Origin of the sequence: uncultured Roseovarius sp., from assembly GCF_947489715.1 — a bacterium.
Classification (GTDB): domain Bacteria; phylum Pseudomonadota; class Alphaproteobacteria; order Rhodobacterales; family Rhodobacteraceae; genus Roseovarius.
On sequence record NZ_CANLER010000001.1, the window covers coordinates 1,024,550 to 1,038,770 of the forward strand.

Here is a 14,221-nt window from a genome sequence, read left to right on the forward strand (position 1 = left end):
TCCCCAAATGTGTCACTACCTTTCAGGTCGGCTTATTCAGCGGCCTCCGCCACTGGCAGGACCGAAATAAAGGTGCGGCCCTTGAGGCCCTTGTGGAATTTGACGGCGCCTTCCACGGTTGCAAAGATCGTGTGATCCTTGCCTTGGCCCACGCCTTCACCCGGCCAGAACTTGTTACCGCGCTGACGCACGATGATGTTTCCGGGGATAACGGCCTGACCGCCATAAAGCTTCACGCCAAGGCGGCGACCGGCTGAGTCGCGGCCGTTACGGGATGAACCGCCTGCTTTCTTATGTGCCATCTCGTCTCTCCTTAGCCTTTAGCCAGTTCTTTGGCCTGTTCGATCCAGCCTTCACGCTCGATCCGGCCCTTGAACGACAGTTTCTCGTCCATAGCAGCAACATCCGCTTCCGTCCATGCCGCGATCTGGGCAAAGGTGGTCACGCCGGCTTCCAGCAACTTCTTCTCAAGTGCCGGACCAACACCGCTGAGTTGCTTCAGATCGTCCGCACCCTTGTCGGCCTTGGCCGCTTTCTTTGGGGCTTCTTTCTTGGGCTCAGCCTTGGCTTCAGCTTTCTTAGGTGCAGCCTTGGCTTCGGCTTTCTTGGGCTCTGCCTTTTTGGCTGGCTTGGCCGACACGGCGGCAGCCGAGACCGATCCCGCACCCATTGCGGCTTTGACGCCCGACTTGTCGCCACCTTTTTCAAGGATATCGGTTACCCGCAACAGCGTCAGTTGCTGGCGATGGCCCTTGGTGCGCTGGCTGCCGTGCTTCCGGCGGCGCTTGACGAAATGGATGACCTTGTCACCCTTGATCTGGTCGACCACTTCGGCCTGAACAGCAGCACCGTCTACCAGAGGCGCGCCGACAACCGGCTTGTCGCCGCCCAGCATCAGAATCTCGTTGAATTGAACTTTTTCACCGGCATCCGCTGCAAGTTTCTCAACACGAAGCATGTCACCCGAGGACACCTTGTATTGCTTGCCACCGGTCTTGAGGACCGCAAACATATGCTTTTCCTTCGTTTTTCGCGTCCGCCGGTCCCCCGCATCCGGGGCGTTTCGGCCTATTGGCCACCTTGAACAGCGCGCCCGTTCGGGCGATATTTCAAACCCTCGCACAGGGACCACCCCTGCCGAGATGCGCGCTTATCAAGGCAAACCGGAAACAAGTCAAGCCCAGAGTTGGCCGCGCCGAAACCTATAAAGGTTCGCTGCTCATATGCTCTGCGACAGCCAGACCCATCAGATAGGAAAGCTCTTCGTACATCTGGTCGAATGCCGCGAAAATCGCCCGGTTCAACTCGCGTCCGGCGGGCGTTCTGTAAAACGATGCGTAAACCTCGAGCTTTTCCGGCTCCAGCGGTTGATAGGCTTTTGTCAGGAAGGCGCCAAGCCATTCGCGCGAACTGCGTCGGGTTTCTTCTTCTTGTGACCAGACATCTGCCAGGATTTCACTCTCCGGCACGTCATAAACCCCGCCCTCGCTCAGCCCGCGATAGAACATCAGGCTCGCGTTCAGCGTGCCCATGACGTTGAATTCAACCAGATCGCTGTCGGATATCAACGCTTCCACCTGATCGATCAGCGCCGAATTTTCACCCTTCATCGCCTCGAATTGATCAACCGCCTCAGCTTCTATCCCGGGGTTCAGAAAGGCGCGCCGGGCGTCCAGTTCAAGCGCGACCACTTCACGACCGTCAGCGCCTGAAAAATAGTCCAGCATCGGTGTCAGATCTGCATCCGAAAGTTCATTTCGGAAATCACGACTGATCAAGATCAGCATCTTTTCTTCATCATAGATGCGCGTCACCGTCGATTTCCAGCTCTCTGCATCCGCATCAGGCAGCATATCCTGCGCAAGCTGCCCACCATAGCGCAATCCCTCTTCATGCATGATTGCGATGGTTTCATCGAATGCCAGAAGGTCCATCAGACGATCAAGATCGCTTTCACGATCCGCCAAGGCGACACTGCCAATCGGAACCAGCAGGAAAACCAATCCGATCAGCCGAAAGAAACGAGCCATCACAGCTCCTGCCCCGGTGTCAGACCCGCCATGCGACCGGCAAGCGTTTCGAACCGATTGGCCATGATCTCGTACTGAACGGCATTCATCAGGACATAGACCTGCATCATATCCGGGTGTTCCAGTGCTTCGGCATAGGCTTCCAGGTCAGCATCACTCAGATCGCGATAGGTATAGGCGGCCGAAACCAGACCCGATTCCTTCAGGGTCTGACGCAGCTGATCTTCGGATTGCTTCAAAAGCGCGCGCAGCGCGGCCTCGTCGATTTCCCGTTCCAGTACTCCGGCGTTCGACGCGGCCATCAGAAACCGAATTTGGATTTCATGCACGCCCTTCACCGCCGTGCCCGCACTGTCAATGGCATCATTCATCCGGCGCAGGTTGGCGACGCGTTCACCGCCTGCCTCCACGACGGCGCCACCAATGCTTTCGCGCGCGTCATCGTCCTGATCCATATGCGCGGCATTCTCAACTTCGACCAAACGCTGACCCAGGGGTGATGCATAGAATCCGGCTGCGTGGGTCAGCAGATCATCGCTAAGGGTCTGCGATAAAATATCCAGCGCTGTCTCTCGCATCTTCGTGGTATCGAATACTTCTTCAGACATTCGCGACCAGTCCGCCCCGAACGCACTCGCATCCATGCCAAGCATCGCGGGCGCATCCGCTGCGGAAAGCGCGATACTATCCAGCGCCACGTCAAATCCTGTAACCTCAAGAAAGGCTTGCAACCGTTCCCGATCGGCGGCGCGCGCCGAGGTCATGAAAAACGCGAAGAGCGCCACCAGGAACGGCAGCAGAATTCGTTTGGGCATCGGGGAAATCGAGGCTGACATCTGAAAGAGAACCTTATGCTTGTGTTCTTCGTCTTAAACCTAGGTAATTTCTGCCGTCAAACAATGCAAAACCCCTTGTCTCGACCCGCAAAGGCAATTACACGCCCCTCCGTGACCCCCGCGGAGAGGTGCCGGAGTGGTCGAACGGGGCGGTCTCGAAAACCGTTGTGGGTGCAAGCCTACCCAGGGTTCGAATCCCTGTCTCTCCGCCAGCAAAAAATCCTGAGTAGTTCAATATGGCGCCCAGTTGGGCTTTGCCCGAAAAACGCTAGCCTTCTTTGCTGCCAAAACCGGTATTTTTCAGAGATCACTCTGATGATTTCTCGCGCGAAGGCTCTGTGGTTTCTTTCGCTATGCCCACAGATTCCCCAAGGCGCGTCCCCAAGCCGTTGATCATCCGGGACCAATAGGCAAAGGACGCAACAAGCTGGACCAGATAGGAAATGCCCTTGTCGCAATACCCGGCCGACCGCAGCGCCTCTATGTCCGCCTCATTGACCTGCGAAGGCTCCAGCGACAATTTTTGCGCGTAGCGAAGGGCGGCGATCAGCGCGCGGTCTTTCAAAGACGTCTCCCAGGTATTGTCCCGCAATGCCGTGAGAATTTCATCGGCCTGTACCTTGTTTCCAAGATACATGGCAAAGTTGGCACCGTGATTGCGGACTGCATAGTCGCATCCGCAAAGGATCGCCACATAGGTCGCGACCAGCTCGGCCAGCCAGGGCGCCAGTGGGCTATCCTTGTTGTGCAGCAGGGCACGATAATGGTCATCTGCGGGTCTTATGGCCTGCGGTGTCTGTGACATGGCCAGATAAAGGTTTTCGACCTCGCCATCGGTATCCTTCACCGCATCATAGGCGGCGGCCAGATCGCCGCTGGCCTGATCCTGAGGTATCAGGTCGACCCAGGCGATGGCCTTCTTCTCGGCCATGGCGACCCCCTCTAGATACCAATACTATGCAGCACGGACGCGTTCAGAAGCGCGCGCTGCGACGCATCCATCATGCCCTGAATTTCCGGCTTGTCCAGAAATACGAACCTGCCTTTTTCCCACACGATCTCATCATCGAATGAGATCGTCATGTCCATCAGATGAAGCGCCGCATCACCCGGATCGTTGCCGGCCACATGCATATGCGTATAGCGCGGTGACCCATAGGCCACGGTGCCCCAACGTTCGAGATCTGCATAGGGATCGCCTTTGAAATAGGTGTTTGGATTGATCCCGGTATGCCAGGAATTGATGCGAAACGGGTCACCGCCGGTTAATGCTGCCGCGCGCTCCAACTGCGCCTTCAATCGCGCCACCAGATCGGCGGGCCCTTCAAAATCCACCATTCGGGAATTCTCGACGCGCACATGTACGGGATGGTCGATCACCAATGTACTGTCCTCATACGCGCGGGTGGACGAAGAGGTGACGAAATGCTGGATCGCCAGGGTTCCGTTCATGTTGTGACAAATGACCGGCGGAAAGATCATTACCGGGAAAAGTTCCAGCGCGAATTCGGCCACGGCCTGATCTCGCCCCGTGGCCATTTCGCTTGTCAGGTCGGTGCCGCACGCGCCAGTCAGCCGATAAGTGCGGGCCTTCAGGATCAGCCCCAGCAGTGCATCATGCACCCGCTTCATCACCCCGAAATCAGCCGATGCAAAAGGCGCGGCCAGATACCCCAGGTCCAGTGTATATGTCATCACCGCCTTGGCCTGATCTCCCGGCAGGTTGAAGCGGACCTGATCCCCCAGACGCGAGAAAAAGATCGTCCGATCCGCGCGGAGCATTGCATCGTGGACCACGCGTGGAAAATGCGAGGCATCCGCGACCGGCGCGGCCATGACCACTTCGGGCACCATGTCATGGCGTTCGGCAATTTGGGCGACAGCCTCACAAATCGCCGGATCGAAATAGACGCGGTCTCCCTCTTCGCCAACAAGAAGGATACGATCCCCGGCTTGCGCCTTGGCGCAGTTCAGCAACAGATTTCGGACACCTTGTTCGATTTCGTCCGGCACTGCCATTGCGATTGCCTACCCCCGCAGTTCTTTCTGGTCATTCCAGCTATGACTCAACTGTGATCACAGATCAATTCAAAATCTCATCCTTGCCAAGATAGCCCTCAGCCGCTAACTGTGATCACAGATGGGCACGTGGACGTATTCGAAAATGGGCTATTCAGGATTTTCTCTGCTGAAGCACGCCGTTACCGGCAACAGGCGCTGGCCCGATGTACTGGCCGAGCCCGAGATGCGCGCATCTTATGACATTGTCATCATCGGGGGTGGTGGGCATGGCCTTGCCACAGCGCATTACCTAACCTCCAATCACGGCATCACCAACGTGGCAGTTGTTGAAGCGGGGTGGATTGGCGGTGGAAATACCGCGCGCAATACCACGATCGTGCGGTCGGATTACCTGTTGAACGCCAGCTTTCAGCTTAAACATTTTGCCCTGAAACTCTGGTCGGATCTGACCCAGGACCTGAACTTCAACGTGATGTACGAACCGCGCGGTTATGTCGATCTGGCGCATTCCGATGGTGAGCTGGAGCATTTCACCCTGCGCGCCAATGCCATGCAGCTGCGCGGCGCAGATGCCGCGATCCTGACCGGCGACAGCTTGCAACAGCGGGTTCCCGAACTTGATCTGTCCGGCGCGAAACGCTTTCCCGTCGCGGGTGCGCTGGTGCAGGAGGCGGGCGGTGTTGTCCGGCACGATGCCGTGGCCTGGGGCTTTGCCCAAAACGCTGCGGCCGCGGGCATCCATATCTTCCAGAACTGCCCGGCCATCAGTTTTGATATCGACGCGGGCCGGATCATTGCCGTGACAACGCCAAAAGGCCGGATCGCCTGCAAGCAGGTGCTGATCTCGGTGGCCGGATCCAGCAGCGAAGTGGCGCAGATGGCCGGTGTCGATCTGCCGCTGACGACAATCAACGTACAGGCGCTGGTAACGGAACCGGTGAAGCCCGCGCTGGATACGGTGGTCAATTACAATGCGGGACTCAGCTATGTCAGCCAGACTTCGAAAGGCGAATTTGTTCTGGGGGGCGCAACGGATGGATATGCGTCATTCGCGCGGCGCGGCAGCTTTGAGCGGATCGAGGACGTGTTGGCCCGCGCGGTACAGATGTTTCCGTTTCTGTCCCGCCTGCGCCTGATGCGGCACTGGTCCGGCTCGGCGGATATTCCGATGGATGGCAATGCCATAATGGGGCGCACACCGATTGACGGCCTGATGATCAACGCGGGCTGGGGCTATGCCGGGTTCAAGGCGACGCCAGCGGTCGGCTGGTGCATGGCCAACTTACTGGCCACGGGGGATATGCCTGATCTGGTGGCGCCTTTTGCGCTTGAACGCTTCGCCAATGGCGCGGAACAGGATGATGCGGGCATTGGCCCCTATCCCTGGCTGCATTGATGGGGATGTTGCGATGATCCTGCTCCCCTGCCCCAATTGCGGCCCTCGCGACGAAGGTGAATTCACCTATGGCGGGCCCCAGCGACAGCTTCCATCTCTGGACGGGCAATCCGGCACGGATGACTGGCTCAAGGCGTTGTTTCACCCGCAGAACCCGCGCGGCCCCATGGTTGAGCTCTGGTATCACGCCAGTGGATGCGAGGCCTGGATTGAAGTGACGCGCGACACCGGCACGCATGAAATCATCGACGTTGCCACGAACCGCTTGCGGGACGACAAACAATGACCCGCCTGCCCAAAGGCGGTTTGATAAATCGCGATACCAGACTGGATTTCACCTTTAATGGCCGACCCATGACAGGCCATCCGGGCGACACTCTGGCGTCGGCGCTTCTGGCGAACGGTCAGCATCTGGTTGCGCGCTCGATCAAGTACCACCGCCCGCGCGGCATCCTGTCGAACGGGCTGGAAGAACCTTGCGCGATGGTCACGGTCACCGATCAAACCGGCAACACTCCGAACCTCAAAGCCACCGAAGTGATGTTGCGGGGCGGCTTACATGTCACCAGTCAGAACAACTGGCCCAGCGTGACCCATGATGCGGGATCTGCGCTGCAATTGGGCGGCAGGATGCTTGCTGCCGGATTCTATTACAAAACCTTCAAATGGCCCCGCGACGGCTGGCACAAGCGGTATGCCGGGATCATCCGCCGTTTAGCAGGGCACGGGCAAATTGATCCAAGCGCTGACAATGCGCTGTATGACAAACGTCACAGGCACTGCGATATCCTTGTCATTGGCAGCGGTGCGGCAGGCCTCTCTGCCGCGCAGACAGCCGCCCACGCTGGCGCCACGACAATCCTGATCGAGCAGGATCACGTCTTGGGTGGAAGTCTTCTGTTCAGCCGAAACCAAATCGCCGGAGAGCTTGCGGCAGACTGGGCCAATGATGCCGTTGAGGCCCTGCAGGATTTGTCGAATGTCACTGTCATGTCACGCACACTTGCGTTTGGACAATATGACCACGGGCAGATTTTGGCGGTTGAGTCGATGCCCGCGGACAGCAACGCCCGGGCCATCCTGTGGAAAATCCGCGCGCGCCGCATCCTTCTGGCCTCGGGCGCAACCGAGCGACCGATCGTCTTTCCCGGCAACGATCGTCCGGGCATCATGCTGGGCGGGGCCGTGCGCAGCTATATCCGCCGTTTCTCGGTTGCACCGGGCACGCGCGCGGTTGTGGCCGTCGCCGACCCCGACGAAGGTGAGGATACCTTTGCCGCCCTGAAAGAAGCGGGCATTGATGTGCGGGCGGTGCTGCCACCAGGTGCCGCGATCACCGGCACATCCGGGCGGCTGCACCTCAGGTCTGTTGGGTGGCGCGACCCGGGTGGCAAACGGCACCGGACCGCCTGCGACCTGCTCTGCGTTTCGGCGGGCTGGATGCCCAATGCGCATCTCTTTGCCCAGATGGAAACAGGGTTGCAGTTTGACGGGACCACGCAAAGCCTGCTGCCACCCGACACCAGCGGCCCATTGCGTCCGATCGGTGGCGCGCGGGGCATCCTGAATACCGCTGACTGCCTCACCGATGGCAAGGCCGCAGCGCATCAGGCACTGGCTGAACTGGAGATGCACAAACATCTCAACCTGCCGCGACCCGCCGCGACACCAGCCGCCCCGGGCTTTGACAGCGGTACCGGCAAGGCCTTTGTCGATCTGCAAAACGACGTGACACGGGACGATGTAGCACTGGCCATGCGCGAAGGGTATAAGGACATCGAACTGGTGAAACGCTACACCACCCTCGGCATGGGGACCGATCAGGGCAAGACCAGCTGGACCAACGGTGTTCTTGAAATCGCTACCCAATCAGGCCGCGATCCGGCTGAAATCGGCCACACGACCTATCGCCCGCCCTATTCGCCAGTCACCATCGGCGCCCTGATCGGAACCGAAACAGGCGACGAAATGGTGCCGATCCGCCACACACCATTCCACCGGGCGTTCGAGCGCATGGGATGTGTGTTCCAGACCTCTGGGGATTGGCTCTATGCGCGCTATTTCCCTCGTGATGATGAGACCATGCAGGATGCCGTGATCCGGGAATGCAATGCCGTAAGGAACGGGCTGGGCTGTGTGGACATGTCTACCCTGGGCAAGATCGACGTGCAGGGTCCGGACGCGCTGGAATTCCTCTCGCGCCTTTATTGCAACAACATCAGCACCCTCAAACCGGGCCACGTGCGCTATGCGTTGATGCTGCGCGAGGATGGGTATGTCTTTGACGATGGTACCGTCGCACAGCTCGGTGACGACCATTTCAGTGTCACGGCAACCACGGCCAATTCCGCATTCGTCTGGCGGCATATGACAAAATTCGCGCAGGTCGACTGGCCGGAACTGGACGTGACGCTGACAGACATAAGCGATCATTGGGCGTCGCTTGCCATTGCCGGGCCTCATGCCCGCGATCTGCTATTGGCACTTGCCCCTGATTTCGACTGTTCCCGCGATGGTTTTCCCTTTGCCCGCCTGCGTGAGGGGTTTCTTGGCAATGACCTTCCGGTCCGCGTCGTGTCGGTCAGTTTTTCAGGAGAGCCGTGTTTCGAGATCAACACCCCGGCGGGTTTCGCCGAAACGCTGCTCGAACGGGTCACGAAGCACGGTGCCGGATGGGACATCACCGCATACGGGCTGGAAGCATTGGATATGCTTCGGATCGAAAAAGGCCACCTGTCGATCGGCACGGAAATCGACGGCCGGAGAACCGCAGACGATCTGGGTCTGGGCGCAATGGTGTCACAAAAGAAAGACTTTATCGGTCGCACCTTGCTTCAGCGCCCTGCCCTGCAAGCCTCGGAGCGGGAGCAACTGGTAGGTCTGACGCCCGAGGATGGCAGCAGCCCGATCCCCCACGGTGCCGTTCTGAGCGACCATCCCATCTCTGGGGATGGCCGGGCCTGTGGCTGCGGTCATCTGACGGCGGCCATTCACAGCCCTGCACTGGGCCACCCCATCGCATTGGGTTTTCTCACCAATGGTCGGGTCCGAACCGGTGATGTGCTCTGGGCCCAGTCACCGGTTTCGGGCCAATCAGTACGGGTCCGCGTCGGCCCGGTCTGCGCCTATGATCCGAAAGGGGAACGTCTGCATGGCTGAGCGTCTCACCCCGGTTCCCGCCACAGATGCCAAGGGATTTCTGCCCGGTCCGCTGGGTCTTCGGCTGGATGAAACTGCCCTGTCGGTTTTTGCGCTTCAGGCACCGCCTGACACACTGGACAGCCTTGTTGCCTTCGGACAGACGAAGCCATGGCCGGATGCGGTTCTGCTGCGGCTCTGGCCGGACAGGATCTGGGCTTGCGGCACACCGCCAGAGGGAGCATTTCGGGTGACCGACATCTCGCACGGCCATACCCACCTGCAACTGCGCGGTGTCGAGGCATTGCATTTCCTTGATCTCTACACCCGCGCGGATTTATTTGCCGCGCCGGTGCGCGCCGCCAAAACCATCCGCACCCGGTTAAACCACTATGACGCCCTTTTGTGGTGGACAAACACGCGCGATGTGCATGTGCTGGTGGCGCGTTCGCTGGCGCAATCCTTCTGCGATCATCTGGGCGCGCTTGCACAACGCCACAATCCCGCCGATCCTTCCCTAACCCCGCGCCCGGTGGCCCCGGACGCCCCTGACAGAAGAGGTTGATATGTATCTCCGCAACACATGGTATGTCGCTGCATGGGACAGCGAAGTCACCCGCGAACCGCGTCAGATCAAGGTTCTGGGCGAAAAGATCGTCACCTTCCGGACCGAGGCCGGTGACCCGGTCGCGCTGATGGATGCCTGCCCGCACCGCAAGCTGCCCCTGTCGAAGGGTCGGATCAAAGGCGACAATATCGAATGCGGCTATCACGGCCTGACCTTCGATTGCGCCGGAAGCTGCGTGCGCGTCCCCGGCCAGGACCGAATTCCGCCCTCGGCCAATGTCCATTCTTACCCGGTGATCAGCCGCTATGGTCTGGTCTGGATCTGGATGGGCGACCCGGCACTGGCCGACGCCGACACGATCTTCAAGGTCGACCATTTCGACGATCCCGCCTGGGGCATGAACCGTGGCGATGCGATGCCCTTCCCCTGCAACTACCTGCTGATCACCGACAATCTGCTGGACCCCAGCCATGTGGCCTGGGTCCATCAAAGCTCCTTCGGCACCACCGCCTGCGAAGAGGAACCGCTGACCGTCACCGGCACCGATACCGGCGTGATCGTCTCGCGCTGGATGTACGACACCGAGGTCGCGCCCTTTTACAAGAAACTCGTGCCCTTCGACGGCAATTGCGACCGAGAGCAACATTACGAGGTGCGCTATCCCTCGCTCGCCTATATCAAGGCGATCTTCACCCCGGCGGGCACGGGCGGCGACGCCTCGAACCTGCCCGAGGGGGAATACTTCCAGATGGACAGCTACAATTTCATGACACCGGTCGATGAAAAGACGACGCGATACTACTGGTTCCAGATGCGCAACGTGTGTCCCGACGATGACGAGATTTCGCAATACATGAGCGACTCGGTTCAGGTGGCCTTCAACGAAGACCGCGATATTCTGATCGAGGTGCAGAAGGGGATGGACGAAAAAGTAACCCGCAACATCGACATTGCCATCGACGCAGGCCCCCTGCTCTATCGCCGCCGTCTGCAAAAACTCATCGACGCCGAAGCCAGACAGCCAGACCTGGAGGACGCATAGCAATTGTCTAACGGGTCACCAGCCAGAAACCCCGCCGGTGGGTTCAAGCCCAAATCACCCAACGCGGCAACGCGTGGCCAATGACTGCGCTGTCAGCACGGCACGCCCCGGCTTCAGTTTTCCCACGGCGGGTTATTTCCGATTTCTCCGATCAGGAAATCCATGAACACGCGAACCTTTGGCGAAAGCACGTTGGACTTGGGATAGATGAGCCACAGCACATTGCCCTCGTCGCCTTCGTACTCCGGCAAAACGCGAATGAGCTGCCCCGAGGCGATTTCTTTATGAACGCTCCATAGCCCATTCAGGGAAATGCCCGCACCGGCCAGAGTTGTGTGTTTCTGGCTGAGCCCGTCATCCATGATCAACTGGCTTTTCGCCGCGCCGGGGTTGAACTGGCCGGTATCGCCCTGTGCAGTCCTGAGCGGGCGGGGACGCAGATGCCGGAAGGCGATAAGCTTGTGACCGGCCAGATCCGACAGGGCCTTCGGCGTGCCGTGCGCCGCAAGATAGGATGGGGCAGCACAAAGGATGCGCTTGTCATCGGCCAGCTTGCGGCCTTTCAGGCTGGTATCAGGCAAGGGCGCGTTGCGCAGCGCCAAATCATAACTGCCTTCGATCAGGTCAAACTGTACATCGGACAGGTGCAGATCCAGTGTGAGGTCAGGATACTGGTCAAGAAACTTTGGCAGGATGGGCGCGATGTAAAGCTGTGCGAATGTGCTCGGGGCAGCAAATCGCAGAGTGCCGCTGACCTGGGCTGTGCCTTTGCCGAGCGCTGCCAATGCGGCCTCCTCCTGGGCGATCATTTCACGCGCAAATGGCAGGAATTCTGCGCCCTCGATAGAAAGGGACACTTTGCGCGTCGTACGATGAAGAAGTTCGGCCCCGAGGGATTGTTCCAGTTTTGCCAGTTTCGTGCTGGACACGGCCGGGGCCATGCCAATGCGGCGCCCTGCGGCGCTGATGTTCAGCATGTCGGCGGCAAGAACGAACAACCGCAACCCGTCTGTATCCAGCCCCATTATATTCAATTCCCGAATTATCAATACTAATTTACGCTGTTTATTTATCAGATGGTAGCAATCATATTCAATTCCATCGCAAGGCAGCAGGCACAGGAGGTGACAAAGATGACAGGCACGGCAACAGTCAATTACCACGTCGCGCTCAACCTGCGTTTCAATCAGGCCCCGATCGACACCACCTTGAAGCAGCGTGCGAAAGACCTGCGGCCCGACTTTCACTAAAGGACCAGAAGCATGACCAAGACCATCCTCATCACAGGTTCGACCGACGGCATTGGCCTGCTGACGGCCCGGAAACTGGCCGCTGACGGGCATCGCGTTTTGTTGCACGGGCGCAGTGCCACGAAACTAGACGCTGCCGCTGACAGTATCGACGGTGGGACCGAAAGCTTCGTCGCGGATTTGTCGGATATGTCCGCGGTGAAAGCATTGGCCGCCGAGATCCGCGCCAAACACGAAAGGCTGGATGTGCTGATCAACAATGCAGGTGTTTTGCGGGCCCCGAACCCAACGCTGGAAAACGGGTTAGATATTCGCTTTGTGGTCAACTCCTACGCGCCCTACCTGCTGACCAAGCTTTTGCTGCCAATCATCCCACAGGATGGTCGCGTGGTGAACCTGTCCTCGGCGGCACAAGCCCCGGTGGACCGATATGCGATGCTGGGCCACCGGCAACTGGATGAAATGGCTGCCTACGCGCAAAGCAAACTGGCGATCACGATCTGGACCCGCGAATGGTCCAGGGCACTACCGAACGGGCCTGCAATGATCGCGGTGAACCCCGGCTCCCTGCTGGCCTCGAAGATGGTGAAAGAGGGCTTTGGCGTGGCTGGAAAGGACATGAATATCGGTGCCGATATCCTGATCGATGCCGCACTCGGGCCCCGCTTCGCCGATGCGTCGGGCACGTATTTTGACAATGACAGTGGCGCCTTTGCAGACCCGCATCCCGCTGCACTTGACGCGGCGCATTCGGCGGAAGTGATGGCAACCATCCAGTCTGTCCTCAGCCAGCAGCGTTAAGTCTGGCGGCCCAGGCACCGCCGCAAATCCCAACCAGTTTACCCCACCCCTCGCGTCCCTGATGCCGAGGTCCAAGAAAGGACTGCCTCATGAAATATGAAAACTTTCAAACCCTCGACGTGAAAATTGAAAACGCCATCGCCACGGTCACCTTCAATTTCGGCTCCGTGAACGTACAGGGCCAGGAAATGCTGGCCGATCTCAACAGCCTGGCGATGCGGCTGGAACGGGACCGCGGCACCAGGGTCGTCGTCTTTCAATCCGCCAACCCCGAGATTTGGGTCTGTCACTATGACACCGAACTGCTGAAAGACATGTCGACCGAGGCCGTATCGCGCGATGACGCGCAGCTTTTGGATTTACAAGCCGTGTGCGAGCGCATCAGCAAGGTTCCACAAGCCACCATTGCCAAGCTTGAAGGATTTGCGCGCGGTGGCGGGCACGAATTGGCGCTGGCTCTCGACATGCGTTTTGCCGCGCGCGGCAAGTTCAAGTTCATGCAGATGGAGGTAGGCATGGGCATTCTGCCTTGCGGTGGCGGCGCATCACGCATGGCGCGTCAAACCGGCCTTGGCCGCGCGCTTGAGATCATTCTGAGCGCGCAGGATTACGATGCCGATGATGCCGAGCGTTTGGGCACCATCAACAAGGCGTTGGACCCGGATGAGATCGGGCCCTATGTCGATGCGCTGGCCCATCGCATCGCGCAGTTTCCGGCAGAATCGATTAATGCCTGCAAACAGATGGTGTACGAATCCATCGACAAACCCATTGGTGACGCCCTGAAGGCCGAGGCCTATTGGCTCTATCAAGCGACCAGCAAAACCCCTGCCATCAAACGTTTCGCCATGGCGGACGCGCAAGGCTTGCAGCACGATATCGAAAACCAGCGCAACTGGAATGAACTGGTCATGAAGGTTCAGGACATCAACTGACAGGTTTTCATAAGCCCAAAAACCGATCGCCTTGCGTTTCAGGGCGGTCGGTCATCCATTTCACTCTTACCATTCGGCCCGCAGACGGCCGAGGCACGGCACCTTCTCTGCGCTGTTTTCGGGCATTGATACAGGTGCCGCGAAATGGTGCCTTGGCCGTACGGCAGTCGCCCGTTACCGCGCGCCCTGTTAACCCGGCCAAA

The 14,221-nt window shown here is 58.9% G+C and carries 14 protein-coding genes and 1 tRNA gene; 8 read left to right on the forward strand and 7 right to left on the reverse strand.

The annotated features are described in order from the left end of the window. Positions 1-32: 32 nt before the first annotated feature. From rpmA to Q1B27_RS05030, 4 genes are all read right to left on the reverse strand, one after another. Complete coding sequence (gene rpmA / locus Q1B27_RS05015; protein WP_299844466.1) at positions 33-302, reverse strand: 50S ribosomal protein L27; 270 nt, start codon at positions 300-302, stop codon at positions 33-35. An 11-nt stretch (positions 303-313) separates the two neighbouring features. Continuing rightward, complete coding sequence (locus Q1B27_RS05020) at positions 314-1,012, reverse strand: 50S ribosomal protein L21 (protein ID WP_299844469.1); 699 nt, start codon at positions 1,010-1,012, stop codon at positions 314-316. Between the two features lie 190 nt (positions 1,013-1,202). Further along, the gene (locus Q1B27_RS05025; protein WP_299844472.1) at positions 1,203-2,030 is read right to left on the reverse strand and encodes a DUF2059 domain-containing protein; all 828 of its coding nucleotides are present in this window, start codon (positions 2,028-2,030) and stop codon (positions 1,203-1,205) included. Beyond that, positions 2,030-2,845, reverse strand: coding sequence for a DUF2059 domain-containing protein (locus Q1B27_RS05030; RefSeq protein ID WP_299844475.1), 816 nt, complete (start codon positions 2,843-2,845; stop codon positions 2,030-2,032). Before Q1B27_RS05030 ends, Q1B27_RS05025 begins: the two co-directional genes overlap by 1 nt. A gap of 143 nt (positions 2,846-2,988) precedes the next feature. Here Q1B27_RS05030 and Q1B27_RS05035 point away from each other — a divergent pair. After that, positions 2,989-3,078: transfer RNA gene (locus Q1B27_RS05035), tRNA-Ser, on the forward strand. Between the two features lie 95 nt (positions 3,079-3,173). Here the strand turns inward: Q1B27_RS05035 and Q1B27_RS05040 are convergent. Together Q1B27_RS05040 and Q1B27_RS05045 are read right to left on the reverse strand one after the other, a co-directional pair. Next, on the reverse strand, positions 3,174-3,797 hold the full coding sequence (locus Q1B27_RS05040) for a peroxidase-related enzyme (RefSeq protein ID WP_299844478.1): 624 nt from the start codon (positions 3,795-3,797) through the stop codon (positions 3,174-3,176). Between the two features lie 11 nt (positions 3,798-3,808). Then, positions 3,809-4,885 (reverse strand): hypothetical protein, encoded by a 1,077-nt coding sequence (locus tag Q1B27_RS05045; RefSeq protein WP_299844481.1) that lies wholly within the window; start codon positions 4,883-4,885, stop codon positions 3,809-3,811. 121 nt (positions 4,886-5,006) lie between these two features. On the opposite strand from Q1B27_RS05045, the gene Q1B27_RS05050 reads away from it, so the two are divergent. From Q1B27_RS05050 to Q1B27_RS05070, 5 genes are read left to right on the forward strand one after another with little or no spacing between them, the layout of a single operon-like run. Further along, positions 5,007-6,284 (forward strand): FAD-dependent oxidoreductase, encoded by a 1,278-nt coding sequence (locus Q1B27_RS05050; RefSeq protein ID WP_299844484.1) that lies wholly within the window; start codon positions 5,007-5,009, stop codon positions 6,282-6,284. Positions 6,285-6,297: 13 nt separating this feature from the next. After that, complete coding sequence (locus Q1B27_RS05055) at positions 6,298-6,570, forward strand: sarcosine oxidase subunit delta (RefSeq protein WP_299844487.1); 273 nt, start codon at positions 6,298-6,300, stop codon at positions 6,568-6,570. Next, positions 6,567-9,443: a 2Fe-2S iron-sulfur cluster-binding protein gene (locus Q1B27_RS05060; RefSeq protein ID WP_299844490.1), complete on the forward strand. Its 2,877-nt coding sequence runs from the start codon at positions 6,567-6,569 to the stop codon at positions 9,441-9,443. Before Q1B27_RS05055 ends, Q1B27_RS05060 begins: the two co-directional genes overlap by 4 nt. Continuing rightward, a complete protein-coding gene (locus Q1B27_RS05065; RefSeq protein ID WP_299844493.1) occupies positions 9,436-9,987 on the forward strand; it encodes a hypothetical protein in 552 nt (183 codons plus the stop codon). The genes Q1B27_RS05060 and Q1B27_RS05065 overlap by 8 nt, the downstream gene beginning before the upstream one ends. Before the next feature lies 1 nt (position 9,988). Continuing rightward, positions 9,989-11,032 (forward strand): aromatic ring-hydroxylating dioxygenase subunit alpha, encoded by a 1,044-nt coding sequence (locus tag Q1B27_RS05070; RefSeq protein WP_299844496.1) that lies wholly within the window; start codon positions 9,989-9,991, stop codon positions 11,030-11,032. Positions 11,033-11,145: 113 nt separating this feature from the next. Here Q1B27_RS05070 and Q1B27_RS05075 read toward each other — a convergent pair whose 3' ends face one another. Then, complete coding sequence (locus tag Q1B27_RS05075; protein WP_299844898.1) at positions 11,146-12,051, reverse strand: LysR family transcriptional regulator; 906 nt, start codon at positions 12,049-12,051, stop codon at positions 11,146-11,148. Between the two features lie 243 nt (positions 12,052-12,294). Between Q1B27_RS05075 and Q1B27_RS05080 the strand changes: the two genes are divergently transcribed. Both Q1B27_RS05080 and Q1B27_RS05085 read left to right on the forward strand, forming a co-directional pair. Next, on the forward strand, positions 12,295-13,083 hold the full coding sequence (locus Q1B27_RS05080) for an SDR family NAD(P)-dependent oxidoreductase (protein ID WP_299844499.1): 789 nt from the start codon (positions 12,295-12,297) through the stop codon (positions 13,081-13,083). A gap of 89 nt (positions 13,084-13,172) precedes the next feature. Then, on the forward strand, positions 13,173-14,018 hold the full coding sequence (locus Q1B27_RS05085; protein ID WP_299844501.1) for an enoyl-CoA hydratase/isomerase family protein: 846 nt from the start codon (positions 13,173-13,175) through the stop codon (positions 14,016-14,018). Positions 14,019-14,221: the final 203 nt, after the last annotated feature.

What these genes read in the sequence shown, in the direction of transcription:
- Q1B27_RS05045 (WP_299844481.1), bottom strand. Translation starts at nt 4,885, where the DNA reads ATGGCAGTGCCGGACGAAATCGAACAAGGTGTCCGAAATCTGTTGCTG.
- Q1B27_RS05030 (WP_299844475.1), bottom strand. Translation starts at nt 2,845, where the DNA reads ATGCCCAAACGAATTCTGCTGCCGTTCCTGGTGGCGCTCTTCGCGTTT.
- Q1B27_RS05080 (WP_299844499.1), top strand. Translation starts at nt 12,295, where the DNA reads ATGACCAAGACCATCCTCATCACAGGTTCGACCGACGGCATTGGCCTG.
- Q1B27_RS05070 (WP_299844496.1), top strand. Translation starts at nt 9,989, where the DNA reads ATGTATCTCCGCAACACATGGTATGTCGCTGCATGGGACAGCGAAGTC.
- Q1B27_RS05050 (WP_299844484.1), top strand. Translation starts at nt 5,007, where the DNA reads ATGGGCACGTGGACGTATTCGAAAATGGGCTATTCAGGATTTTCTCTG.
- rpmA (WP_299844466.1), bottom strand. Translation starts at nt 302, where the DNA reads ATGGCACATAAGAAAGCAGGCGGTTCATCCCGTAACGGCCGCGACTCA.
- Q1B27_RS05055 (WP_299844487.1), top strand. Translation starts at nt 6,298, where the DNA reads ATGATCCTGCTCCCCTGCCCCAATTGCGGCCCTCGCGACGAAGGTGAA.
- Q1B27_RS05040 (WP_299844478.1), bottom strand. Translation starts at nt 3,797, where the DNA reads ATGGCCGAGAAGAAGGCCATCGCCTGGGTCGACCTGATACCTCAGGAT.
- Q1B27_RS05020 (WP_299844469.1), bottom strand. Translation starts at nt 1,012, where the DNA reads ATGTTTGCGGTCCTCAAGACCGGTGGCAAGCAATACAAGGTGTCCTCG.
- Q1B27_RS05025 (WP_299844472.1), bottom strand. Translation starts at nt 2,030, where the DNA reads ATGGCTCGTTTCTTTCGGCTGATCGGATTGGTTTTCCTGCTGGTTCCG.
- Q1B27_RS05065 (WP_299844493.1), top strand. Translation starts at nt 9,436, where the DNA reads ATGGCTGAGCGTCTCACCCCGGTTCCCGCCACAGATGCCAAGGGATTT.
- Q1B27_RS05060 (WP_299844490.1), top strand. Translation starts at nt 6,567, where the DNA reads ATGACCCGCCTGCCCAAAGGCGGTTTGATAAATCGCGATACCAGACTG.
- Q1B27_RS05085 (WP_299844501.1), top strand. Translation starts at nt 13,173, where the DNA reads ATGAAATATGAAAACTTTCAAACCCTCGACGTGAAAATTGAAAACGCC.